This is a genomic window from Solwaraspora sp. WMMA2101 (assembly GCF_049179175.1).
GTDB lineage: Bacteria > Actinomycetota > Actinomycetes > Mycobacteriales > Micromonosporaceae > Micromonospora_E.
In genome coordinates, this window is record NZ_JBMHMA010000006.1 from 1,791,224 (window position 1) to 1,814,130 (window position 22,907).

The following is a 22,907-nucleotide window of genomic DNA, read 5'->3' on the forward strand; positions in this document are numbered from 1 at the left end:
CGCGCTGGAATGGCTGACGCATGGCAATCGGTGAACTGAGTATTCCGTGTCGAGGTCGCACAGTCCAGGGTGGAAATCACCAGAGGCGCTTCGACGGCGGCAAGGGAGACCACGTGGTACGCAACGACGGGATCGGCGGCACACCCCGCCTCGCCCGCTACACCTCGATCGGCACGCCGCCCGGCGGAGAAAAGGATCATGATCCGACGCCGAACCGACCGCCACTTCCCCGGCGGAATCCCGGCGAGACCGACCTCGAACACGATCCACGGTTCCGGCTGGTCGGCGCACGGGCATCCGCCCCGGCACCGAAACCGGACAGCGGCCGACTGTCAGTTGATCATCCGGTGGTACGGCGCGCCCGGGAAATCGTCAGCACGCATCTGCCGAGCCGACTCGCCGAATGCCGGGTGTGCAATTCCGCCGCACTCTGCGAGCCGTTCACGAAGGCGCTCGCGGTGCTGCTCCGGCACGATCCGGGAAAGGCCCGGCGGGTGATGGCCGTGCTCTATCTCGCCGGCCTGTGGCCTCCGGTGACCCCCGACGATGAAGCCGATGGGAATGGGGATGGTGACGATGTCGCGTAACGAACTGCTCCGTGTCGGCGACACGCTGCGCCTCGGCAAGGCCGACTGGGTGTACGCCGACCGGTCGATGATCGTCCGGGTCGCCGACATCCGCTACGGCCTCGACCAGGAGCACTCGCAGGTCGTCGGGATCATCGGCACCGTCGTCGCCGGTGGCCGGGACGGCCGGATGGTGGCGATCGCCGTCTACAAGACCGCGCTGACCCGCCCCGGTGTCGTCGAGCGCCCCCGCCCCGTCAACGGCGTTGACCACTACAATGAGGCGCATGAGCGCTGAGGCCGTCGGCATGCACATGCCTGCCGTTGTCACGCTCGACGACGCGGCCGCGATGAACTCCGCCGACCCGAACGGCCACCGCTACGAGACCAGCCCTGAAGGGGTCCTGTCGGTCATGCCCCCACCCGACTCTGAGCACGCGGTGACCGCTAGCCGGCTGTGCGCCTGGTTCATCATGGCGGGTTGGCCGGCCGAGCAGGTGCTGCAGGCGGCGGGGGTTCGGATCCCCGGGCCGGACGGAGACGGTGGCAGAATCCCGGACATCAGCGTCTGGCAGAAGCCCCCGCCGAAAAGCGTCTGGTCGGCGGCGATCGACATCGCGCTCGTGATCGAGATCGTCTCGCCCGGCTCGGAAGGCATCGACGCGGTGACGAAGGTCCGAGAGTACGCGGCGGCGGGCATCCCGCAGTACTGGGTTGTCGACCGGGACGGTGCGCAGACCGTCGCCCTGCACCGGCTCACCGCGTACGGCACCTACCAGGAGAGCGCCAAGATGCCGCTGGCCTGGCTGCTGCAGACGTCCCCGGCCGACCACCTCGGCTGAGAGCGACGGGTCAGGAGCGGTCCATCATCCGCATCGCCATGGTGGGCGCGTCGGCCATCACCGACGTCGGGTTCGACACCCCACCGGTGGCCCAGACCTTCGAGCGGGCGATGTGCACCCCCGGGTACAGCTCGACGACGTCGGTGGGCTGCAACGGCCGGGCCTGGCGTTTGACCGTACGGCGCTCCTCGTCGTCGGTCGAGCCACCCGGCCGTACGCCGGTGCCGTTGGTGCTGATGTCCTGCAGCACCAGCTCCTTGCCGTGCAGCTCGAACCGGACATGGCTGCGGCTGATCCAGCGCCGCGCCTCCTCGGTGAGCCACTGGCCGAGCATGATGCCCTCGCCGCGCTCGGGTGCCCGGCCGACCACCACCGGATGGTCGGCGGAGACCACGAACCGCTGCCGGACCATGCCGTCGATGCGGATCGACAGCACCTCGGCCGGTGGGCGGGCCCCCGCCTCGGTGAGCCGCTCCCCGTGCCGGGGGCAGGTCGGCTGCCCGGTACGCAGCGTCGGCGGCGGCTGCCCGCCGGGGCGGCCGACCCGCATCCGCCCGAACAGGGCGCACTCCGGGTCGGGGCAGCTCCAGAGCCGGACCAGCAGTTGCGCGCCGGCCGGCGACGGCTCCGCGACCGCCGGGGCGGTGTCGCCGCCGACGCGGGCGGTCAGCACCGGACCACCGTGGCCGGGCAGCGGGGCGAGCAGCCGGCCGGGCTGGCCCAACCACTGGTAGCGCCCGCGCAGCCCGTCGAAGCGGTTGCGGCTGAGCACCGGCAGGCCGAGCAGTTCGGCGACCTCCAGGACCCGGTCGGCGGGCTCGGCGAGCACCTCCACCAGCCCGTCGTCGGCCCATCGGCGGGCGACCATCCGCTCGTTGGAGGTCAGATCGGCGTCGGAGAGCAGACCCCGGTGCACGACGACGTAGACCGGGACGTTCTCCTCGGCGACGCTGCGGCCGAGGGCGTCGATGAGTTGCCCGAGCCGCAGCATGTTGGCCGGACGGCCGTTGTCGAAGTCGGCGTACCGCACGACCTCGGCCAGGTCCACGACGGCGCGTGCGGTCGCCGGGTCGGTGCTCAACCGGCGCTCGATCGCGTCGAGCACCTTGCTGACCTCGAATCTCACCGCGTACCTCCCCGTTCCCCGTTCAGCCCTGCGCGGCGACGATCTCGTCGATGCGGCGGGCCAACTCTATGTCGAGGGCCGTGGTGCCGTGTGCCGAGTGGGTGCTGCAGCGGAAGGTCAGGGTCCGCCACCGGATGTCGATGTCCGGGTGGTGGTCCATCTCCTCGGCGGTCATCGCCACGCGGGTCACGACGGCGATCGCGTCGGGAAAGGTCGCCAACGAGACGGTACGGGTGATCGCCGTCGCGTCGCCGGACCAGTCGGTCAGCCCGGTGAGTGCGGCCTGCACCTGGGCGGTGTCGAGCACCTCTGCCATGCCGCTGACCTTACCTTCTGCCGGCCGCCGAGAGGTCAAGTCGCGGTGGCGTTGCGGGCGAGGCCCCGGGGCGAGGCCCCCGAGCGGCGGTGCCCGAGGCGGCCAGGGCAGGGGCGCCGGCAGCGGCCGGGGAGGAGCCACCCCCTGCGCCCCGGTAACGGACGGTGACGCCGCCACAGACCGAAACGGATTCCGACGGTATTCCTGTGTGGAATAATTATTCCACACAGGAATACCATCGGAACGCACTCGGTGTCCCCGGTGACGCGGTGACGCGGTGACGCGGTGACCCGGTGTCCGGGTGGCGTGCAGTCTCGCACTCAGCACAATCGACTTGCGGGTGCCGGTAGTCTGACCCGGCATCGGCCGGCGGACCCGACTGTGCGCCCTACGCATCCGGCACGCCTGCGCGCTACCAGCTGCGGCGCCACCCGCACGGCCACCACTCACGAGGGATGGAAGTTTCTATGCGCATTCGACGGTTGACGACCGCCGGCATCGGCGTCGTCGCCGCGCTCTCGCTCGCGGTCTCCGGCTGCGGCGGCACGGCTGACACCGGCTCCCCGTCCCCCGACAGCAGCGCCGAGTCGGCCGCCGACGACCGGAGCGACGCCAAGGAGGCGCTCGCCGCCGCCGTCGCGAAGAACGCCGAGGGCAGCGCCCGGCTCACCATGAGCCTGGGCACCGAGGCCGACGGCGTCCTGATGGAGATCGTCGGTGACCTCGACCCGGCCAGCGAGAAGTCCAACATCGAGATCAACCTCGGCGGCGAGGGCGAGGCGATGACGATCGTGCTGCGCCAGCTCGGTGCCGACGTCTACATGCAGCTCGGCGGGGCCGACATGGCCGAGCTCGCCGACGTGTGGATGAAGGGTGACACGTCGAAGCTGCCGGAGAACGCCGCCTTCAGCATGATGCCGACCGGCGACCCCGCCGAGATGGTGGCCAGCGTCGCCGAGGCGACGTGGAGCAGCGACACCGAGATCACCGGCACCATCGACATGACCAAGTCGGCGGAGGCCGACGCCGAACTGACGGCGGAGATGGGCGAGGCCGCGAAGGCCGTACCGTTCACCGCGACCCTCGACGCCGAGGGCCGGCTCGTCGAGATGGTCATCGACGCGGAGAGCGTGTCGTCGGAGGCCGGCGTAATCACCATCAGCTACGCGAACTTCGGTGAGCCGGTCGCCGTCGAGGTCCCGACCGGCGAGATCATCGACATGTCGGACGACATGCTGGACATCTTCGACAGCTGATCGGCAGCGTGTGCCGGCCGGTGCGGCGGTGACCACGACGGTCACCGCCGCACCGGAGCGGGTCAGCGCAGCGGGCGACCGACCGCGTGCAGGTGGCGCAGCGCCTCGGCGTACGACGCGGTCAGCCCGGCCTCGGTGTACGGCAGGCCGAGCTCCCGGCAGTAGCCGCGCACGATCGGCTGGGCGTAGCGCAGATGCGGCCGCGGCATGCTGGGGAACAGGTGGTGCTCGATCTGGTAGTTGAGCCCACCGAGCAGCACGTCGACGAACCCGCCGCCGCGCACGTTACGCGAGGTCAGCACCTGCTTGCGCAGGAAGTCCAGCTCGTCGTCCGGGCCGAAGATCGGCATCCCCTTGTGGTTCGGCGCGAACGCACAACCCATGTAGAGACCCCACAGCGCCTGGTGCAGCACGATGAAGACCACCGCCCGCAGCGGCGAGAGCACCGCGAAGACCAGACCGAGGTACGCGGCGGTGTGCACCGCCAGCAGCACCCCTTCCACGGCCCGGCGCTTCACCGGACCGTTGATCACCGCCTGGACGCTGGAGACCCGCAGCGCGAGACCTTCGAGCAGCAGCATCGGGAAGAACAGGTACGCCTGCCGGCGGGCAAGCCAGCGGCCGAAGCCCCGGGTCGCGGCGGCCTGCTCCTCGGTCCAGACCAGTGCACCCGCCCCGACGTCCGGGTCGGAGTCGACGTGGTTCGGGTTGGCGTGGTGACGGGTGTGCTTGTCCATCCACCAGCCGTAGCCGAGCCCGACCGCCAGGTTGCCCAGCAGCAGCCCGGCGGTCTCACTGGCCCGCCGGGTACGGAACATCTGCCGGTGCCCGGCGTCGTGGCCGAGGAACGCCACCTGGGTCGCGGTGACCGCGAGCGCCACGGCGGTCAGCAGCTGCCACCAGCTGTCCCCGCCGACCAGCAGCACCGCCCAGCAGGCCAGGTAGGCCCCGACGGTCAGCCCGATCCGGGCGGCGTACCAGCCGGGGCGGCGGTCGAGCAGGCCGGCCTCGGCGACCCGGCGCGACAGGTCGGCGAAGTCACTGCCCCGGCGGGGCGGGCCGGTACGGGCGGGTGCGGCAACGGTCATCGGCGGCTTCCTCATGAGCGGGGGTGGGTGGGGTGACGCAACAACGAGTCTGTACGGGCCGGCACCGCCGAGCCATCAGGCATGCCGCCGATCCGTGGTGAGGTTAACCCCCCTACCTGTGGGTCAGCTCATCCGGCCGACCGCACCGCGCAGCCGGCGCAGATCCCGCAGCCGCCGTTCGTAGGTGACCGCCAGGGTGATCAGCGCCAGGCCGCCGACGGCCAGGAAACTCCACCGGGGCAGCAGGTCCCACACCGCGACCACCTCCCGCAACGCCAGCACCGTCAGCACCACGCCGCCGATCATCACCGGCGCCTGTCGGCGGTACGCCGCTCCGGCCAGCACCACCACCAGCGCCCCGGCACCGAGCAGCAGCCGGCGGACCGGTTGCCCGTCGGCGACCAGCACCGACGCGAGGCTGGGCAGCAGCGCAGCGGTCAGGCCAGGGGCGTAGCAGATCCAGCTGGACCGCTGCGGGTGGGCTCGCAGGGTGAACCAGCCGACCGCCAGCGCGGCGAGCGCCGCCGGCAGGGTGTACGCCTCGGTCAGCGACACCTGGGTGGTCGTCAGCAGCAGCCACCAGGCACCGACCTCGCTGGCCAGCGCGGCGACGGCCAACGGCCATGCCCGCTGCACCACCGCCGGGGCCGGCGCGCCCGCCGGCTGCCCGACCGCCGCCGGCTGCCCGACCAGCGACGCGCTGCGGGTCAGCAGGGCGCGGGCACCGAGCACGACACCCCAGAGGGTGCAGATTCCGGCCGCGTACCGGGCCGAGCCGACCGTCATCAGCAGGGCCGCGCCAGCGGCGGCGTGCCCGGCGACCTCGACGCCGATCGACTCGGCCCGCCCCCGTACGCCCCCGGCGGCTGACCGGAGGGTCAGCACCGCGCCGACGGCCAGGGCCAGCGCGGCGACGGCGAGGACCGCGTACCCGCCGACCCGGGCCGGCAGGTCGGCGGCGCGCACGGCGGTCGCGGCGAGGACACCGCCGGCGACCACGGCGACGACCCCGCCGACGACCCGCACCGCGGTACGGCGACCCGCCGCGCCGATCCCGGCGGCGCAGGCCACCACGGCGGCCAGCCCGGTCAGGGTGGCGAACCGGGTGGGCAGCAGACCGGCGAGTCCGGCCCCGGCCAGCGGGGCACCGACCAGCAGGGTGACCGCCACCTGCGGCGCGGCGGTGGACCGGGCGGCGACCACCAGCCCGGCCAGCCCGGCGGTGAGACTCAACGCCGGCACCACCGGCCACGGCGTACCGGCGCTGGCCAGGGCGGCCAGCCCGGTGAGCAGGGCGACCGGGCCACCGGCCAGCACCGCGTACCGCGCCCGGTGGCCGGCCAGCGCGGCGACGGCGGCGAGCAGGGCCAGGGTGACCGCCCCGGCGGCGGGGACCGGGACCGGCAGCGCCGGGCTGAGTCCGACCCCGGCCGGTACGCCGGCCCAGCTGGCGTCCAGCCAGCGGTACGGGGTGAGCAGCAGCGCCGCCAGCACCGGCAGGGTGCTGACCGCTGCTGGCAGGGTCAGCGCTGCGGCGACGCCGGTGAGCAGCAGCCGCAGCCCGCGCAGCGACAGCCGGTCCAGGCACAGCGCGGGCACCGGGGCCGGAGCCGCTGCCGGGTCGGCCGGGCCGTTCACCGCCGGGTCGGCGGGGCCGAACCGCAGCACGCCCCGGGGGACGAGGGTCGCGGCGACGGCCAGCAGCAGCGCCCCGGCGGCGGCGTACCCGCCGGTGGACTCCCCTGGCACGTACGGCACGGCACCGGTGGCCGGGGCGACGAGGGTGGCGACGACGGTGACCGGCAGCGCCGCTCCGGCGTACCAGAGGTATCCGGGCCACCAGCGGCGGACCGCGACCAGCGCGACCGGCAGCCCGATCGCGGCCGCTGCCGCGGCGCGGGCCGGCCAGCCCGCCGGGGTGTCGAAGGTGTGCACGGCGAGCGCGACGAAGGCCGGCCAGCCGGCGACCGCGACGGCGACACCGGTACCGCCGATCGGGGCCTGCCACCAGCGGACGTCGGGCCGCCGCAGGGCGCGGCGGGCGACAGCGACGACGGCGAGCGCGGTGCCGACGACGACCGCCATGGCGGCCGTGGCGACGCCCGGTCGACCGGCACTGACCAGCAGCGCGTGGGCGGTCAGCAGGGCGGCGACGGCCGCACTGGGCAGCGCGACGACGGCGTGGCGCGACCCGGCGGCCCGCACCGCCGCAGCGGACCCGGCCACCAGGCCGGCAGCGGCGACCGCCCACCACGGCACCGGTACGGCGGCCGGCGCGGCCAGTAGTCCGACGGCGGCCCCGACGGTGAGCAGCATCGGCCGGACCACCCGGGGCAGCAGCAGGAGCAGCGCGCCGGTGACCGCGACGACGGCGAACGGCAACTGCCAGTCGCCGGGGGCGTCGACCGGTCCGGTGCCGGCCCGCCACAGCGGGCGGGCCGCCACGATGCCTTCGGCGGCGACGGTCAGGGCGGTCATCAGTACGCCGATCCCGAGCAGCCCGGTCACCAGCAGCGCACCCGCCCATGGCCCGGTACGGACCACCGCCGGTAGCCGACCGCGCAGGTACCGGCCGGCGGCGGCGAGCCCGACGGCGGTGCCGGCAACGATGGCCAGGGCCAGCGACGGCGCCGGTACGGTGCCGGCCAGGAGCACGGCGATGGTGACCGCCGGGGCCAGCCCGGCCAGGCTGATCGCCAGCAGCGCCGGTACGCCGGTGAGCCGGCCGGCGACCACCACCACGGCGGCGACGGCCAGCAGCGGCAGCCCGGCCAGGGCGGGGGCACCGGACGGGTGGCCGAGAATGGCAGCGGCCAGGGCGGCGATCCCGGCGGCGGTCAGCGCCGCCCCGACGGCCACCCAGCCGGTGACCCGCAGCGCCAGCCGGGTCGGCGGGGTGAGCGCGATCATCGCCAGAGTGCCCAGGGCGGTGCCGAGCAGCAGCAGGGTCGTGCCGGCGGCGTCGGCGCGCAGGTCGACGGCGAGCAGCGGCAGCACCGGCTGCGCGGCGAGCAGGGCGGCGAAGCGGGCGGCGGCCAGGCCGGTGAGCAGGTGGTAGCCGGCGGCGACCAGACCGGTGAGCGCGAAGGTCGCGGCGGCGTACCGGGCACCGGGCAGGTCGGCGGCGCCGAACAGGTCGACGTAGCGGGCGGCGTATCCGTCGAGCAGCACCAGCAGCAGGCCGAGTGCGGCGAACGTCTCGGCGGTGCCGCGCAGGCCGCGCCAGGCCGCCAGCAGCGGCAGGGCGAGCAGTACGGCGGTGACACCGGTCAGGATCGCGGCCCGGCCGCCGACGCCGACGCTGGCCCAGGCGACTGCGGTGAAGACGATCGCGGCGGTGCCCAGCAGCAGTCCACCGAGGATGAACAGAATGTTCTGCACCGTACGGGTGGAGGCTTCCCGCCGTACCGGCGGCGTCGACGGACCCGGCAGCGGCACCGGGCCGGCGACCGACGCCGGGAGCGGGCCGGCGGCGACCGGCCGGGCAGGCGGTACGGTCGTCGCCCGTACCGCCGCCTGGACCTGGCTGGCGAGCTGGTGCCGGCGGGTCTGCGCGGCGCGCAACTGGTGGGTCGCCGCCAGCCACGCCACCCGGGTCTGCTCGACCCGGGCGGCCAGCCCGGCGATCTCGCCGTCGAGCCGGATCACCTCGGCGGCGACCGGGTCGGGTGCCCGCCCGCAGCCTGGGCAGCCGGCGGTCAGATTCGCCGGCGTGCCACAGGCCGGGCACGGATAGCGGGTAGCTGCGGTACTGCTCATGACGGCATCGTCGGTGATGCCGGGATACGCGGGACAGAGTGCGGATACTCAGTCCGGCAGGTGGACGACTCAGGGACGGGTGTGTTCGAATACCCACCGTGCGTAGTCGGGGTTGCCGGCGTCGATGACGGCGACCAGGACTTCAGGAATGTCGTAGGGGTGTGCGGTGCGTAGATAGGCGATCAACGGATCGCTACGATCGATGGCGGTCTTGAACTGCACCGACCACTCCTTGGTGGTTTCCACCCGCCCCTGCCACCAATAGGTGCTGGCCAGCGGTCCACCGATCTGGGCGCAGGCGGCGAACCGACCGGCGACCGCCGAGGCGGCGAGCACCTCGGCGACCGAGCGGGCATCCACCACCGTCGTCACAACGGAGATCTGATCCACGGGGCGAACCCTACGCCCTCCGAGTGTCGGAATGGTTCTTCTCGATCCACAAATCGATCCGCGCCCACCAGTCGTAGAGCCATTCGATGCGTTCGTCCCGTCCCGTCGGAATCTGCTCCGGCGGCACCGACCAGAAGCGCATCACGATGCGCTTGTCCATCGGTAGTTCCCGCCACACATCGGCCACGGTCAGCATCCGGTCCAGGCCGGTGTGCGCGACGAAGATGACGCCCGCGTCCGGTGCCGCGTCCAGCGCCGCGAGCAGTCCACCGGGCCGGGGTGCGAGCACGTGTCGCATCGACTCGGCGCGGGCCGCCATGCCGTGCAGGCCGAGGGCGTGCAGCCGGTCGATGGCCCGACTCCGCCGGCCCGGGGTGAAGTTGCCGCCCTCGGGGAAGATGACGAAGGCGTCGTTGGCGTCCAGCCCGGTGGCCAGGTGCGCGATCTGGGTCTCGACCGGGTCACTGCGCGGGTCACCGGGGGCGATGAACCGGTTGGGCAGCCGGTTGAGCAGCACGTCGATCGCCGGATCCCACTGCAGGGTCTCCTTCAGCACGATCCGTGGCTCCCGGTCGAACCAGTTGACCAGGCCGTGGATCAGGATGAACGAGTCGCCCGGTCCGGCGTGCCGGCACACCACCAGTTCGGGCCGGCCGGGCAGCGCGGTGTCCGGGTCGGTGCCGACCACGTCGATGCTCAGCCGCAGCGCCCAGCGGGCGTGCCAGAAGAAGAACGACAGGAACCAGCCGGTCAGTACGTAGTGGGCACGTTGGAACGTCGGGCTGCGGATCTTCCAGCCACAGCCTGCGGCGAGCCAGAGTCCGAACAGGGCGATCAGCGCCGCCGCGTCCCAGACCAGATAGACGACGAAGACCCAGAACAGCCGCAGCACCCGCAGCCGGCCCGGCACCAGCAGCGACGCGGCGGCGGCGAGGAAGACCCACACCGGCAGGGTGGTCAGCACGACGACGGTGAGCAGCAGTACGGCGGGGCCGAGCAGCACCCGGCGTACCCATCGGGGTGGCAGCGGCATCAGTAGCCGGTCACGTTCGTCTTGAGGTAACGCCGCGACGCCGTGTAGGCGCGGCTGATCCGGCGGCCGACGGCGGCCATGTCCCGGTACGCCCAGGGCGTGTCATCGCGTGGTTCTCCCCCACCGGTCGGCAGCACGTGCACCTCCACATCCTGACCGAGCGACGCCAACTCCCTGGCGAACCGGTGCCGGCGGGCGATCTCGAACGCCACCTGGGCGATCTCCCAGGGGCGGCGCGGCGGACTGAGCGGCCGCTCGATCCGACCCACCTGCAGGACGAAGATCCGCCGCGCCCCCGCCTCGACGGCCTTGCCGATCGGGATCGAGTTGACGATCCCGCCGTCGATGAAGTGCTCACCGTCGATCTCGGTCGGCGGCAGCAGCCCCGGTACGGCGGCCGAGGCGAGCACCGCCGGCACCAGTGGACCGGTGTCGAACCAGTGCTCGGCGGCGCGTTCGATGCTGGCGGCGCAGCAGTGGAACGGCACCCGCAGGTCGGCGAAGGTGCTGGTGTCGCCGAGTTCGCGTTCCAGCAGCCGGCGCAGCGGCCGGGGCGAGTGCAGATGGGTACGGGCGGCGAACCGGCGCAGTTGGCGGGCCATCGAGTCGCCGTACACCTCGCTGGCCTCCGGGGAGGCCCAGAGCCGGACCAGCCGCAGGGTCACCGCCTCGGTCGGGTCGGCGGCGACCAGTACCCCGTTGACCGCGCCGATCGAGGTGCCGACGACGAGATCGGGGGTGATCCCGGACCGGAACAACGCGCGCAGCATGCCGACCTCGACGGCGCCGAGGACGCCGCCGCCGCCGAGCACGAACGCGACCGGGCCGTTGACCATGGCGTCCATCCTGGCACGGCCACGATGCGGGGAAGATCATCACCGTCTGACCGGAAATACCGACAAATGTTCACCTGTTTAACGTGCCGTTGACAGGACGTTCCGATTCACGCAGCCTGATACGACCTCCACCCCATCAGGCAGGTGCGACAAACGATGGCATCGCTGCACGCGGGCGAACTGCTTGCCCGCAGGTACCGCCTCATCGACCGGATCGGTGCCGGCGGCATGTCCGTCATCTGGCGTGCCCGCGACGAGGTGCTCGACCGGGTCGTCGCGATCAAGGTGCTGGCCGCGTCGCTCGCCGCCGACGCCCGGTTCCGCAGCCTGGTCCGCGAGGAGGCCCGCTCGGCCGCCCAGCTGATCCACCCGCACGTCACCGCCGTGCACGACTACGGCGAGGCGGTCGCACCCGACGGCACCGTCACCGCGTTCGTCGTGATGGAGCTCCTCTCCGGAGAGGAACTGGACGCCCGGCTGACCGCCGGCCCGCTGCCCTGGCCGGCCGCGGTGGAGATCTGCGCCCAGGTCGCCGAGGCCCTCGCCGCCGCCCACCGGCTCGGCATCGTGCACCGCGACGTCACACCGGCGAACATCATGATGACCGCGATCGGCGCCAAGGTGCTCGATTTCGGCATCGCCACCCAGGTCGGTGCCCCTGACGAGGACGAGGAGGGCGAGACCTTCGGTACCCCCGCCTATGTGGCACCGGAACGGCTGGACGGACGGCCCGCACAGCCCGCCACCGACGTCTACTCCCTCGGCGTCCTGCTCTACGAGACGCTGAGCGGACGGGTGCCCTACCCCGCCGACACCTGGGAGGACCTCAATCAGGCGCTGGCCGGGGAGATCCCGCCGCTGACCGTGACCGGGCTGCCGGCACCGGTGGTCGACATCTGTCTGCGCTGTCTGTCCCGGGATCCGCTGCGCCGGCCGACCGCCCACCAGATCGGCGCAGCGCTGCGCGACCAGCTGCTCCCGGCCGACCCGCAGGCGGCCACGATGCTGGCCCCGACGATGACCCTGCCGACAGTGGACGATCCCGCAGCGACGGCCGGTCGGCCCGCCGACGACAGCGGGAAATCCCCGGCGGCCACCCCCGAGCGCCGCAGCGGCCGCCGGGCCGCCGTCGTCGGCATCGCCGTGGGCGTCGGCGCCGCCCTCGCCACGACAGCCATACTGCTGCTGGCTCTGGACCTGCTGCCGTACCGCACCACCGGTGACACCGACGGCACGCCGCCGGCCGCTGTCGGCCACCCGCCGACCGGATCCCCGGTTCCGCCGGCCAGCCCGGCTGCCGAGGCGACCGCCACGGCGACGGCGCCGTCGGCGGACCCGACGGACGGTGCTCCCACCGCCCCGGCCAACAGCGGTGCGACACCGACGACGCCACCGACCGTACCGACGATCGACGAGGCGATCGGGCAGCTGAGCCAGCTCATCGACGAAGGACTGGCCGACGGCGCGATCCGCCGCGACGCCGGGCTGGACCTGCAGAACCTGGTCCAGAATCTGCGGGTCTCCCTGGCCAACGGTACGGCCGACGTCGGGCGTGAAGTCGAATTCCTGCGGTCGAAGGTCGCCATCCGCGCCACCGAGGGGGCCATCACCTTCGGCTTCGCCGACCGCCTCGACGCCGCCCTCGACCAGCTCGCCGGCAGCGCGACCTGACTGAACGTGACGGGCAGCCACCGGGATACCGGTTCTGGCGGTATTCCTATGAGGAATAATTATTCCACACCCAGGAATACCGCTCTACGGCATTACCGGCCCCAGGACCAAGCGGGACGGGACGCTGGCGGGTCAGCTCAGCCGGATCCGGTCACCGGAGTGGTCGAACAGCAGCAGCCGGTCCAGGTCGACCGCGACCGTCACGGAGTCACCCGGCCGGGCCGATGCCGGCATCGGCACCCGGACCACCAGATCGCCGTCGTCGGTGTCCGGCCCGGCCGGGTCCGGCTCGTACACCGGGTAGAACCCGTACTCGGTCCGAGCCGTCGCGGGCGGCTCCCGACGGCGCTGCTGCGGGATGATCCGGCCGATCGTCTGGCGCAGCTGCCGGGGCGGCGGATCCTCGGCCAACAGCTCCGCCAGGCGTACGTCCGGGTCGGGCAGGTCCAGCTGCGACTGCGCCGCGGCACCGGGCAGCCCGCCGGTCGTCACCCGTACCAGGGCCTCGTGGCCCAGGTTCTCGACCGCCCGGACGGTACCGCGCAGCGTCGCAGTGTCCCCCGCCGCGACCAGCCGCACCGCGTCGGCGCGCAACGCCACCACCACCCGTTCGGTGTGGTGCGCCGCGAGGCCCGCCACCCGGGGGTCGTCCACCGGCAGGTCCAGGGTCTGCCCGCCGAGGTCGACGACGATCCGGTCCGGCTCGGCGTACACCGCACCCTGCAGCAGGCTGGTCCGTGGCGTGCCGAGGAACGCGGCGACGAACAGGTTCACCGGATCGCCGTACACCTGGGCTGGCGGCCCGGCCTGTTGCAGCCGGCCTCGGCGCAGCACCGCCAACTGGTCGGCCATGCTCAATGCCTCGGTCTGGTCGTGTGTCACGTAGACGGTGGTGACCCCGTGCCGACGGGCCAGCCCGGTCACGTCCGCCCGCAACTGCGCCCGCAGCCCGACATCCAGGTTGGACAACGGCTCGTCGAGCAGGAACGCCTTCGGCTCGCGGATGATCGCCCGCGCCATCGCGACCCGCTGCCGCTGCCCACCGGACAGTACGGTGGGCGAGCGGTGCAACTGCTCGGCGATGCCCAGCTCGGCGGCGACCGCGCGGATCCGCTGCTCACTCACCGACCCGTGCCCCATCCGTAGCGGAAAGACGATGTTCTGCGCGACGGTCAGGTGCGGGTACAGCGCGTAGTCCTGGAAGACCATGGCGACCTGGCGGCGCTGCGCCGACCAGTGGTCGGCGATCTCGCCGTCGATCAGCACGTGCCCGGAGGTCGGCGTCTCCAGCCCGGCCACCAGCCGAAGGATCGTCGACTTGCCACAGCCGGTCGGGCCGAGCAGCACCATGAACTGGCCCGGCTCGATCGCGAAGCTGACCCCGTCGACGGCCACGGTGCCGTCATCGAAGACCTTCGTCAACCGGTCGGCGGCGATGGCGACCACGGCGATCACCTCCTGCCCCTATCGTCAGGGCAGGCAGGCATCGGCGCCAGTCCCTGTCGGCAGACGGACGGACAGCACCGGCGAGCGGTAACGTCAGCGTAGTTCCTCCGGCAACCGCAGGTTGTCGCCGAGCAGCCCGCCGCCGACCGGCGGAGTGGCCGGCGGGCCGACAGCGGCGGGCGGGGTCGGTGTCGACGGTGCCGGCTGCGCCGAGGGTGGCTGCTGAGTGACGCTGCGGTCGAGCCAGCCGTCACCGTCGTCGTCGTAGGCGACTGTCTCGAAGTGGCCGTCACCGTCGACGTCGTAGGCAGCCGACTCCACCAGGCCGTCGGCGTCGTCGTCGCGGCCGACGAAGTCGACCCGGCCGTCGCCGTCGTGGTCGACGAGGATGTCCACCCCGCCGTCGGCCCGGCCCCGCACCAGGTGCTGGTCCCATTCGCCGTCACCGTCGACGTCGACCCGGGTCCGGTAGCCCTCCGGGACCGCCGGCTCGACCGGCTCGACCGGCGCCGACCCGAACCCGGCGGGCTCCACGGGGGCCGCGCCGAACTCAGCGGAGGGCACCGCCGGTGCCGGGCCGAGGCCGCTGACCGCCGGGTCCGCCGCGCCGAACCCGCTCGCCGGTGGTTGTGCCCCGCCGAACCCGCTCACCGCCGACCCGATGTCGCCGAAGCCGTCCAGCATGCCGGTGAGCGGGCTGAAAAGGCCGAAGGCGCTGGACTGGTTGGCCCGGGTCTCCACCGCCGCCGTCGCGCCGGGCGCGGCGTCACCGGCCTGGGTCGCCAGCAGCTCACGTTCGTCGGCGGTCAGCTGGTAGCCGGCGAGCGCGCCGACCGGGTCGGCGGCGAGCCGGGCCGCGAACCCGGCGTCGGTGAGCAGCCGTTCGAGCACGGTGTCGAAATCACTCATCAGTCCAGCTCCGGCATGGGTACGGGCTGCGGCCGGGGCCGGCAGGTGCCGCACTGCAACGCGTCCTCCACCACCAGGCCCTCAGCCCGGCCCCGGCGTTCGGAGCGGTGCACCTCCAGCAGGTACGGGCCGAAGCGGGCGTGGTCCTCACACACGCCACGGCCGCAGAACCGGCAGCCGCCCCGCGCCGGCTTCGGGCAGAACCAACACAGCACCTGTCATCTCCACTCAGCTGAGGTTCGTCGAAGCCGCCGTCGCCGAGCAGCCGGCGACGGTGACTGTTGCAGACAGTGTCGCCCTACGCCCGCTCTGGTCAGTCGCCACCGCCTCGATGTCGAGGGGCCCACCCTCGTTCGGCTTGCCGGAGTACCGGAACGGGCCGACCTCACCGTAGTACGTGTCCCCGTCCCGCTGCATGGGCGTGCCCCCGGACACGAAGCCGGTCCACGACAGCGCGACAGAAACCCCTTCGACCTGGCCGGACACCCGCACGGCGGCGAACGCGATGGTCGAGTTCGGCCCTCCGCAGGGATTACCATCGGCCGCCTGTCCGATCTCCCCGCGCGGCTGGTTGACCCAGGCGATCTCGAGTGACGGCGGTGGCGGCGTAGTCGGCGGTGGCGACGAGGGCGGTGGGCTGGACGGTGGCGGGCTGGTGGACGGCGGTGCCGACGTCGGCGGCGGGCTGGACGGCGGGCCCGTGGTGGGCGGCGGAGCCGGCGTCGACGGGCGGGGCGTCGGGCTGGCCGTCGGCGTCAGACCGGGCACCGGAAGCTGACTGACGGTCGGGCTCGGCGCCGGGGTCGGTACCGGCTGGCTGGTGGCGGAGAGATCCGGCGACGGGCTCTGCACCGTCGGTGCCTCCGGTGTCGTACTGCCGCCGGGCACCGGGGCGCTCGGGGTACCGCCGGGTGGGTCGATCGGGGGGCCGTCGCCGCAGCCCAGCTCCTCACCGGTGGCCCGCTGCCGGACGCCGTCACGGCGGACCTCGCCGGCCGAGGTACGGACGGTGCCGGCGTTCACCGCGAACCAGGCCTCGCCCCGGTTGGCCACGATCGTGCCGCCGCTGTCGATGGTCAGCGCCAGCGGTCGGAAGGCCCCGGAGGTGCTGGCGGTGTCCGCGAGGATCCGGCCCCGGTCCAGGGTGAGTTCCCCGCTGGGCGCGACCGGTTGGGTCCCGCTGCTGACCAACGTACCGATCTGTGCCTGCGACCCCGCGCACAGCACGCTGGCCGCGCCGCCCCGGAAGACCAGCTCCCCGGCGGACCGCGACTCGACCTCGACGCGGTCGCCGGCGGCGACGTACGTGGCCGCACCGTCGCGCAACGTGACGACCCGGCCGGTCACGGTGTGCACCTCGACGGTGCCCCGCTCGGCGCGCAGCAACGCCCGGTCGGCCGGCATCTCCGCCCACGCCGGGCCGGGGACCAGGTTGCCGCCGGTGATCAGCAACGCGAACAGCAGCAGGAGCAGGACCAGCCACCAGAGGCGGCGTTCGAACCGACGGTCGATCCGGTCGTCGACGGTGGTCGGCGGCGGCCCCGGCGGTGCGGCCAGTGGCGGGTAGTCGGCCGGCGGGTGGGCCCCGCTGGCCGGGGCGCCGCCCCGGACCGCCGCCGCGCCGCTTGCCGCCACCTCGTCGGGTGCGGCGCCGAGCAGCAGCGGCAGCCCGGCGACCGCCGGCAGCTGCCACAGCCGCGCCGGTGTGCGGGTCGTCGCGACCACGTCCGGTGGTTCGGCGCCGACCGGACCGATCATCGTGCCGCGCCGCAGCTCGGTGCCGTCCATCAGGGCGATCACGCCCGATTCGAGGACCACCGCGTCGTACGGGCCGGACAGCCGCACCGGCGCGCCGGGCGGCAGCGACACCGGCCGGGCCCGGGACACCAGGCCGAGCCGGTCCTCCATGGTCAGGTCGGCCAGCGCGGGTGTCTCGGCGAGCAGCGCCTCGGCGGCGGCCCGGTCGGCTGGCGGCGGCCCCGGCAGTGGGCCGACGACGGTGGCGACCGCCGACGACGGCACCGCGAGCAGCGTGGTGCCGGCGGTGTGCCAGGTGAGCGTGGCTGGGGTGCCGGTGAGCGCGCCGGCCAGGCCGACCAGCCCACCGGGGCCGAGTCGTTGCCGTACGGTGCCGGCCGGGTCGCCCGGCGCGCGGCCCTCCACCGCGCCGTCGACGACGACGAACACGGCGGGCTGGGCGGCACCGGCGACGACCAGTTGCTCACCGGTGCGCGGATGCACCCAGCGGGCCTGCGCGGCCAGCCGGTTCAGCGCGCTCGGTGACAGGGTCCGCAGGGCGCTGGTGCGCAGTGCGTCCAGCCGGCGCGGCAGGTCCGCTGTCTGCCGTCGCTGCGCGAGTGCGCGCCGCAGCCGCCGTCCGAGCCGGGCCAGCCCGCCGAACGCCAGGTAGACCAGTGGGGCGGCCAGCCCGGCGAGCACCGCCGCCAGCAGCAGCCGGGCCGGCCAACCGGAGCGCCACAGCCCGAGGACCAGGCCGGCGACCCGGTCGGTCCAGATCCGCCAGAACAGGTTGACCGCGATGACCAGCCAGAGCACGGCGAGCATGCCGTACAGGGCGACCAGTCGGCCTTCCCGGTCCAGCGTCGCCCAACGCGGGCCACGGCGGCGCAGCCGCCCGATGACGTACGCCAGCCCCCGGGCCCGCAGGTTGGGGATCTCCAACCAGTCCATCAGCAGGTAGTAGCCGTCGAGGGCGAGGAACGGGTTGAGGTTGAACAGGGCGTTGAGGTACCAGGCGAAGGCGAGTTTGAACGTCCACGGCGCGGCGGCGGGGAACAGGACGCCGACGAGTCCGGCGACGCCGGCCAGGACGAGCCCGGCGGCCGGGCCGGCGGCGGTGGTGATCAGCCGGGACCGGCGGCCGGCCATCCACACGTCGGTGGTGTCGACGAAGACCGACGGGATGCCGAAGTAGATCAGGAAACCGGCGGCGGGCACCCGCCGGCCGGCGTGTCTGGTGGCCAGCGCGTGGCCGAGTTCGTGGCAGGCGAGGGCGACGACGTTGAGCCCGAGCAGCACCGCCGCGCCGGCCACGTACGAGCCGTTGGTGAGGAACACCGCCTGCTCGCCGCGCCACCAGGTCCAGCAGAAGGCGAGGAACCCGGCGAGCGCGACGACCGCGAGCACGCCCGCCGCGACGCGGGTGAACAGAAACCGGCCGCCGCCCCGGTAGAGGGCACCGATCAGCGGGTCGACGTCGGCCAGCACGGTACGTCGGCCCCGCGCGACGGCCAGCAGGGTCCGGCCCAGCCGCAGCGGCCAGGGGCGACGGTGCACCCGGTCCAGCGGGCGGAACGCGTCCACCGGCAGCTCGGCGAGCATCCGGTTGCCGGCCAGGTCGGCGACGACCCGGGTGACCTGGTCGGGGGCGAGCCGGCCGGCGATGCGGGCGAACTCGGCGACCAGTCGGGCTACCGTACGGGTGCCGTCCATCAGCTGGGCCAGCTGCCACTCGTGCGGGGTGAGCCGCAGGTAGCAGGCACCGCCGCCGCCGTCGGGCGAGCGGAGCATCACGTACGGCATGCCCCGGACCGAGACGAGTTCGACGTACTCGATGCCGGTGCGCAGCACGGGCCTGGCGCGAGCCGGGTTGAGCCGTTCGACGACGGCGGCCCACAGGCCGGCGTCGGCGGGGGCGACCGGCTGGCCCGGCGCCCGACCGGCCAGGGCCTCCCACACGCTCATCCGGGTCTCGACGACCGTCACTGCCTGCTCCTCCGCGGGTCTTCGCGGCTGCAGGCTAGCCCGCCCGGCCGGCCATGCGCGACTACTGGACCGCTGTGGGACAGCATGTCCTGCGGAAAAAGTCTCGTCGATCGACTACGCGGGGTCAGCGACTCATCCTTTCGGTCAATGCCCGCGCCCGGAACATCTGCACCCGCTTGGCCGTCCGCACCACATAGGATCGCAGCAGAGTGGGCATCCGGAGACTCACTGTCACGTTTACGACGGATCCGGCGTCGGCCGGCTCGACGTCGAACACGAAGCGGACCGACACCCGGGCCGGGCTGCGGACCTCCATCACCAGCTGACGGCCCGGCTCGGTGACGGTCTGACGTACGTGAAGAATGTTGTCGTAGCGCAGTGGACCGACGATGCGGAAGCGCTCCACCGCGACGAAGCTCAGGACCGCGCGCCCGGCGTCGTCGGTCCCGGCCGTGATGTCGCGGACCGCGACGATCAACGGGGACAACCCGATGTGGTTGGTCGGCTCGGCCAGGTGAGCGTGGACCCGGCCGGCGGCCGCCGCGACCACGAACCGGTCGGTGAAGGTCTCGGTACGCATCGACATGGATGGTAGCCAGCGGACGAAACGAAGCGGCGGGCGACGTGACCAACCCCCTTGGTCACGCCGCCCGCCGCTTCTTCTGGGGAGGCAAGTTCGATGTCGTCGGTGCCCCGCGCCGGGCCGGTGTCGGTGCGCCGGCGCGGGTCAACGCCCGACAGGTGTCACGGCGCCTCGGCCAGGGTCGCCGTCACGGTCTGCTCCTCGCCGTCACGCTGGTAGGTGATCTCGATCTGGTCGCCGACCGCGCCGGCCTGCACCGCCGAGACCAGGTCGTCGGCGTCGTTGACGATCGTGTCGCCGACCCTGGTGACCACGTCGCCCTGGGCGATGCCGGCACGGTCCGCCGGGCTGCCCTCCTCGACCGCCGCGATCATCGCGCCGCCGCCGTCGGCGACGGTCACGTTCACCCCGAGGTACGGGTGGCTGATCTCTTCGCCGGCCATCAGCGCCTCGGCGACGTCCTTGGCCTTGTTGCTGGGGATCGCGAAGCCGACGCCGATGTTGCCCTCGCCCTGGCCGGAGGTGGCGATCGCGGTGTTGATGCCGATCACCTCGCCGTTGGTGTTGACCAGTGCGCCGCCGGAGTTGCCCGGGTTGATCGGGGCGTCGGTCTGCAACAGTCCGGACATCGAGGTGACCTGGCCGCCGCCACCGCCGAACGGGTTCTGCTGCTGGCTGCCACCGACCTGGATGGTGCGGTCCTGCGCGCTGATGATGCCGGCGGTCACCGAACCCTGCAGGCCGAGCGGGCTGCCCAGGGCGAGCACCGTGTCACCGACCCGCATGCTGCTGCTGTCGCCGAACGTCGCCGGAGACAGCCCCTCGGTCTCCTCGACCTGGATCACCGCCAGATCGGTCCGGGCGTCGGTGCCGATCACCCGACCCTGCGTGGAGCTGCCGTCGGCGAAGTAGACCTCGACCGCCCCGCCCTGGGCGGACTCGACGACGTGGTTGTTGGTGAGGATGAAACCCTCGGTGTTCAGCACCACGCCCGAGCCTTCGCCCGACCCGGTGGAGATCGACACGACGCTGTCCTGGACCGCGTCGGCGATCTCGGCGAGCGACGACCGGTCGACCACCGGTGCCGCTTCGCCGCTGCCACTGGTGCGGACCGTCGGCGACGACGAGCTGCCGTCGAAGGCCGCGACCACTGCCCCACCGACGACGCCGGAGCCGAGCATCAACGCGAGGACGACCGCCGCGCCGGCGACGATCCGACCGATCCGGCGGGGCCGTCGGCCGTCGGCGGCGGCCTGCGCGGCTGCGCCGGGCGGTGGTGTCCAGATGGTGTGCCCTGCCTGTCCGTAGCCGTGGCCGGCGTACGGGTGGCTCTGGTTCCACTGCTGCCCGTAGATGACCTGGGCGTACCCGGGGGCGTAGGGCCCGGCGGCCGGTGGTCGGCCGGCCGACGGCGTCGCCTGCCCGGCGGCCGGCGCCTGCCCGGCGGGCGACGACGGTCCGGCGGCCGGCGGGGCGGTGACCGGGTGGTCGGCGACGGCGTCGGCCGGTGGGGCCTGCTGGCCGGCGTACGGCTGGTTGGTGGGCGTCCAGTCGCTGGACTGCCGCTCGGCGGCACCCGCTGCGGCACCGGCGGTAGCGCCGGCGGCGGTGCTACCGGGCTGCCCGGCGGCGGGGGCCTGCCAGGGGCTGGCCGGCGGTTGAGCCTTGTCCGACGGCTCCGCCGGCGGCGTGGTCTCGTGCTCGCTCATAGGTTCAGCTTGCCCCTCGGCTCTTTGCTCCACCTGTTTTCCCGCTGAGCCTTTGCTGAGAGTCATGATTCGTCATCGTCGATCAGTCCTCCGGTCGCCAACGGTAGCCGTACCCGGAAGGTGGCCCCTTCGCCCGGCGTGCTCTCCACCTCGACGGTGCCGGAATGCGCGGCCACCAGGGCGGCCACGATCGCCAGCCCGAGGCCGGTGCCGGACGGCCGCTCCGCGCTACGGGTCCGGGCGGCGTCGGCCCGGTAGAACCGCTCGAACACCCGCTCGGACTGCTCCGGGGTGAGCCCGGGACCGTCGTCGGCCACCTCGACGGTGGCGAAGCCGGGCTCCTCGGCCCGCAGCCGCAGGGTGACCGTGGCGTCGGCCGGGGTGTGGTTGATCGCGTTGGCCATCAGATTGCCGATCACCTGCCGCAGCCGGGCGTCGTCGCCGAAGACCACCAGCGTGCCGGCTCCCGGCCCGATGTCGAGCTCGACCCGGCGCTGCGGGTCCACCACCCGCGCGGCCTGGACGGCGTCGCTGGCCAGCACGGACAGCTCGACCGGGGCCAGGTCGAGTGGCCGTTCCCGGTCCAGCCGGGCCAGCAGCAGCAGATCCTCGACGAGCAGGCCCATCCGGGCGGCCTCGTCCTCGATCCGGCGGACCAGCCGGGCCGCGTCCTGCGGCGAGGCGGCCGCCGCGCCCTGCCGGTACAGCTCGGCGAAGCCGCGGATGGTGGTCAACGGGGTCCGCAGCTCGTGCGAGGCGTCGGCGACGAACTGCCGCATCCGTTCCTCCGACCGGCGCGCCCGGGCCTCGGAGTACTGCGCGGCCACCGCCGCCTCCCGCGCGGCCGACTCGGCCATCCGGGCCGCCCACTCGGAGTTGGCCCGTGCGGTGAACGCCGCCTCGATCTGGGTCAGCATGGCGTTGAGGGTGCGTGACAGCCGACCCAGCTCGGTCTGCGGCACCTGCGCCCCCGGCTCCGGATCGGGCACCCGCCGGGTCAGATCCCCGGCCGCGATCGCCGACGCGGTCTGCTCGATCTCCACCAACGGTTTCAGGTTGGTCCGCACGATCGCCGCGCCGGCCAGCGCCAGCAGCACCAGCACCCCGCACCCGACCATGGTGTCGATCCAGACCAGCCGGCCGACGGCCTTGTCCACGTCGGCCAGCGACTGCCCGACGGCGATGACCTGGCCGGTCGGCAGCGACGCGTACAGCATCCGCCACCGGGGCGAGCCGTCGCGGGCGTGCGCGGTGAACGGATCGCCCCGCAGCTGTTCGAAGCCGGCCAGGTCGGCGGGCCAGCGCGGCAGGTCGCTGCGGTCCAGCCGGTCGACGTCGTACCACGGGCTACTGGCCAGACCGTCACTGTCGGTCACGATGACCAGGTAGTCGCTCGGCGGCTGGACCTTGAGCGTCTCCGGCTGCTGCCAGTACGGCAGATCCTGCAGCAGGTCCTGCGCGTTGCCGATGTCGGCGCGCAGTTTCGTCACGTAGTCGCGCAGATCCGCGTCGATCTGGTCGATGAGGTGGCTGCGCAGGAACACCGCAGTGCTGACGCTGATCACCAGCAGCGCCGTGAAGACCAGGCTGAGCACGGCCGCGACCAGCTTGACCCGCAGCGGTACGCCGCGCAGCCAGCCCATCATCGGCG

The 22,907-nt window shown here is 73.3% G+C and carries 19 protein-coding genes; 5 read left to right on the forward strand and 14 right to left on the reverse strand.

The window, feature by feature from the left end; all coding sequences use genetic code 11:
• Window positions 1-113: 113 nt before the first annotated feature.
• The 3 genes from ACN28F_RS08810 to ACN28F_RS08820 are packed head-to-tail and all read left to right on the forward strand — an operon-like array spanning window position 114 to window position 1,408.
• Complete coding sequence (locus tag ACN28F_RS08810; RefSeq protein ID WP_421357436.1) at window positions 114-587, forward strand: hypothetical protein; 474 nt, start codon at window positions 114-116, stop codon at window positions 585-587.
• Window positions 577-864 (forward strand): hypothetical protein, encoded by a 288-nt coding sequence (locus ACN28F_RS08815; RefSeq protein WP_421357437.1) that lies wholly within the window; start codon window positions 577-579, stop codon window positions 862-864. The genes ACN28F_RS08810 and ACN28F_RS08815 overlap by 11 nt, the downstream gene beginning before the upstream one ends.
• Window positions 854-1,408 carry a Uma2 family endonuclease gene (locus tag ACN28F_RS08820; RefSeq protein ID WP_289207547.1) on the forward strand — a complete coding sequence of 185 codons (555 nt, stop codon included), beginning with the start codon at window positions 854-856 and terminating at the stop codon, window positions 1,406-1,408. Before ACN28F_RS08815 ends, ACN28F_RS08820 begins: the two co-directional genes overlap by 11 nt.
• 10 nt (window positions 1,409-1,418) lie before the next feature.
• Here ACN28F_RS08820 and ACN28F_RS08825 read toward each other — a convergent pair whose 3' ends face one another.
• Window positions 1,419-2,534, reverse strand: coding sequence for an FHA domain-containing protein (locus ACN28F_RS08825; protein WP_421357438.1), 1,116 nt, complete (start codon window positions 2,532-2,534; stop codon window positions 1,419-1,421).
• Window positions 2,535-2,556: 22 nt separating this feature from the next.
• Window positions 2,557-2,850 (reverse strand): 4a-hydroxytetrahydrobiopterin dehydratase, encoded by a 294-nt coding sequence (locus ACN28F_RS08830; RefSeq protein WP_289207549.1) that lies wholly within the window; start codon window positions 2,848-2,850, stop codon window positions 2,557-2,559.
• Between the two features lie 467 nt (window positions 2,851-3,317).
• On the opposite strand from ACN28F_RS08830, the gene ACN28F_RS08835 reads away from it, so the two are divergent.
• Complete coding sequence (locus ACN28F_RS08835) at window positions 3,318-4,106, forward strand: hypothetical protein (RefSeq protein ID WP_421357439.1); 789 nt, start codon at window positions 3,318-3,320, stop codon at window positions 4,104-4,106.
• A 62-nt stretch (window positions 4,107-4,168) separates the two neighbouring features.
• Here ACN28F_RS08835 and ACN28F_RS08840 read toward each other — a convergent pair whose 3' ends face one another.
• The 5 genes from ACN28F_RS08840 to ACN28F_RS08860 form a co-directional block, all read right to left on the reverse strand.
• Window positions 4,169-5,194 carry a fatty acid desaturase family protein gene (locus ACN28F_RS08840; protein ID WP_289207550.1) on the reverse strand — a complete coding sequence of 342 codons (1,026 nt, stop codon included), beginning with the start codon at window positions 5,192-5,194 and terminating at the stop codon, window positions 4,169-4,171.
• Window positions 5,195-5,317: 123 nt separating this feature from the next.
• Complete coding sequence (locus tag ACN28F_RS08845; protein WP_421357440.1) at window positions 5,318-8,953, reverse strand: SCO7613 C-terminal domain-containing membrane protein; 3,636 nt, start codon at window positions 8,951-8,953, stop codon at window positions 5,318-5,320.
• 69 nt (window positions 8,954-9,022) lie between these two features.
• Window positions 9,023-9,343, reverse strand: coding sequence for a divalent-cation tolerance protein CutA (gene cutA / locus ACN28F_RS08850; RefSeq protein ID WP_289207552.1), 321 nt, complete (start codon window positions 9,341-9,343; stop codon window positions 9,023-9,025).
• Window positions 9,344-9,353: 10 nt separating this feature from the next.
• Window positions 9,354-10,376 carry a 1-acyl-sn-glycerol-3-phosphate acyltransferase gene (locus tag ACN28F_RS08855; protein ID WP_289207553.1) on the reverse strand — a complete coding sequence of 341 codons (1,023 nt, stop codon included), beginning with the start codon at window positions 10,374-10,376 and terminating at the stop codon, window positions 9,354-9,356.
• Window positions 10,376-11,212 carry a patatin-like phospholipase family protein gene (locus tag ACN28F_RS08860; RefSeq protein WP_421357441.1) on the reverse strand — a complete coding sequence of 279 codons (837 nt, stop codon included), beginning with the start codon at window positions 11,210-11,212 and terminating at the stop codon, window positions 10,376-10,378. Before ACN28F_RS08860 ends, ACN28F_RS08855 begins: the two co-directional genes overlap by 1 nt.
• Window positions 11,213-11,368: 156 nt before the next feature.
• On the opposite strand from ACN28F_RS08860, the gene ACN28F_RS08865 reads away from it, so the two are divergent.
• The gene (locus ACN28F_RS08865; RefSeq protein ID WP_289207555.1) at window positions 11,369-12,883 is read left to right on the forward strand and encodes a serine/threonine-protein kinase; all 1,515 of its coding nucleotides are present in this window, start codon (window positions 11,369-11,371) and stop codon (window positions 12,881-12,883) included.
• Window positions 12,884-13,015: 132 nt separating this feature from the next.
• Here ACN28F_RS08865 and ACN28F_RS08870 read toward each other — a convergent pair whose 3' ends face one another.
• The 7 genes from ACN28F_RS08870 to ACN28F_RS08900 all read right to left on the reverse strand — a co-directional run bounded on the left by ACN28F_RS08870 (window position 13,016) and on the right by ACN28F_RS08900 (window position 22,902).
• Window positions 13,016-14,329 carry an ABC transporter ATP-binding protein gene (locus ACN28F_RS08870; protein ID WP_421357442.1) on the reverse strand — a complete coding sequence of 438 codons (1,314 nt, stop codon included), beginning with the start codon at window positions 14,327-14,329 and terminating at the stop codon, window positions 13,016-13,018.
• 93 nt (window positions 14,330-14,422) lie between these two features.
• Window positions 14,423-15,238 carry an Os1348 family NHLP clan protein gene (locus tag ACN28F_RS08875; protein WP_289207557.1) on the reverse strand — a complete coding sequence of 272 codons (816 nt, stop codon included), beginning with the start codon at window positions 15,236-15,238 and terminating at the stop codon, window positions 14,423-14,425.
• On the reverse strand, window positions 15,238-15,393 hold the full coding sequence (locus ACN28F_RS08880) for a hypothetical protein (RefSeq protein WP_233606460.1): 156 nt from the start codon (window positions 15,391-15,393) through the stop codon (window positions 15,238-15,240). The genes ACN28F_RS08875 and ACN28F_RS08880 overlap by 1 nt, the downstream gene beginning before the upstream one ends.
• 73 nt (window positions 15,394-15,466) lie before the next feature.
• Complete coding sequence (locus ACN28F_RS08885) at window positions 15,467-18,964, reverse strand: cyclic nucleotide-binding protein (protein WP_421357443.1); 3,498 nt, start codon at window positions 18,962-18,964, stop codon at window positions 15,467-15,469.
• A gap of 124 nt (window positions 18,965-19,088) precedes the next feature.
• Window positions 19,089-19,544: an SRPBCC family protein gene (locus ACN28F_RS08890; RefSeq protein WP_289207559.1), complete on the reverse strand. Its 456-nt coding sequence runs from the start codon at window positions 19,542-19,544 to the stop codon at window positions 19,089-19,091.
• A gap of 164 nt (window positions 19,545-19,708) precedes the next feature.
• Window positions 19,709-21,256, reverse strand: coding sequence for a trypsin-like peptidase domain-containing protein (locus ACN28F_RS08895; RefSeq protein WP_421357444.1), 1,548 nt, complete (start codon window positions 21,254-21,256; stop codon window positions 19,709-19,711).
• A 62-nt stretch (window positions 21,257-21,318) separates the two neighbouring features.
• On the reverse strand, window positions 21,319-22,902 hold the full coding sequence (locus ACN28F_RS08900) for a sensor histidine kinase (protein WP_289211087.1): 1,584 nt from the start codon (window positions 22,900-22,902) through the stop codon (window positions 21,319-21,321).
• Between the last annotated feature and the right edge of the window lie 5 nt (window positions 22,903-22,907).

Excerpts from the sequence above, each read along its gene's own strand:
- ACN28F_RS08815 (WP_421357437.1), top strand. The coding sequence starts at position 577 with ATGTCGCGTAACGAACTGCTCCGTGTCGGCGACACGCTGCGCCTCGGC.
- ACN28F_RS08820 (WP_289207547.1), top strand. The coding sequence starts at position 854 with ATGAGCGCTGAGGCCGTCGGCATGCACATGCCTGCCGTTGTCACGCTC.
- ACN28F_RS08830 (WP_289207549.1), bottom strand. The coding sequence starts at position 2,850 with ATGGCAGAGGTGCTCGACACCGCCCAGGTGCAGGCCGCACTCACCGGG.
- ACN28F_RS08835 (WP_421357439.1), top strand. The coding sequence starts at position 3,318 with ATGCGCATTCGACGGTTGACGACCGCCGGCATCGGCGTCGTCGCCGCG.
- ACN28F_RS08840 (WP_289207550.1), bottom strand. The coding sequence starts at position 5,194 with ATGACCGTTGCCGCACCCGCCCGTACCGGCCCGCCCCGCCGGGGCAGT.
- ACN28F_RS08845 (WP_421357440.1), bottom strand. The coding sequence starts at position 8,953 with ATGAGCAGTACCGCAGCTACCCGCTATCCGTGCCCGGCCTGTGGCACG.
- ACN28F_RS08855 (WP_289207553.1), bottom strand. The coding sequence starts at position 10,376 with ATGCCGCTGCCACCCCGATGGGTACGCCGGGTGCTGCTCGGCCCCGCC.
- ACN28F_RS08860 (WP_421357441.1), bottom strand. The coding sequence starts at position 11,212 with ATGGTCAACGGCCCGGTCGCGTTCGTGCTCGGCGGCGGCGGCGTCCTC.
- ACN28F_RS08865 (WP_289207555.1), top strand. The coding sequence starts at position 11,369 with ATGGCATCGCTGCACGCGGGCGAACTGCTTGCCCGCAGGTACCGCCTC.
- ACN28F_RS08875 (WP_289207557.1), bottom strand. The coding sequence starts at position 15,238 with ATGAGTGATTTCGACACCGTGCTCGAACGGCTGCTCACCGACGCCGGG.
- ACN28F_RS08890 (WP_289207559.1), bottom strand. The coding sequence starts at position 19,544 with ATGCGTACCGAGACCTTCACCGACCGGTTCGTGGTCGCGGCGGCCGCC.
- ACN28F_RS08895 (WP_421357444.1), bottom strand. The coding sequence starts at position 21,256 with ATGAGCGAGCACGAGACCACGCCGCCGGCGGAGCCGTCGGACAAGGCT.
- ACN28F_RS08900 (WP_289211087.1), bottom strand. The coding sequence starts at position 22,902 with ATGATGGGCTGGCTGCGCGGCGTACCGCTGCGGGTCAAGCTGGTCGCG.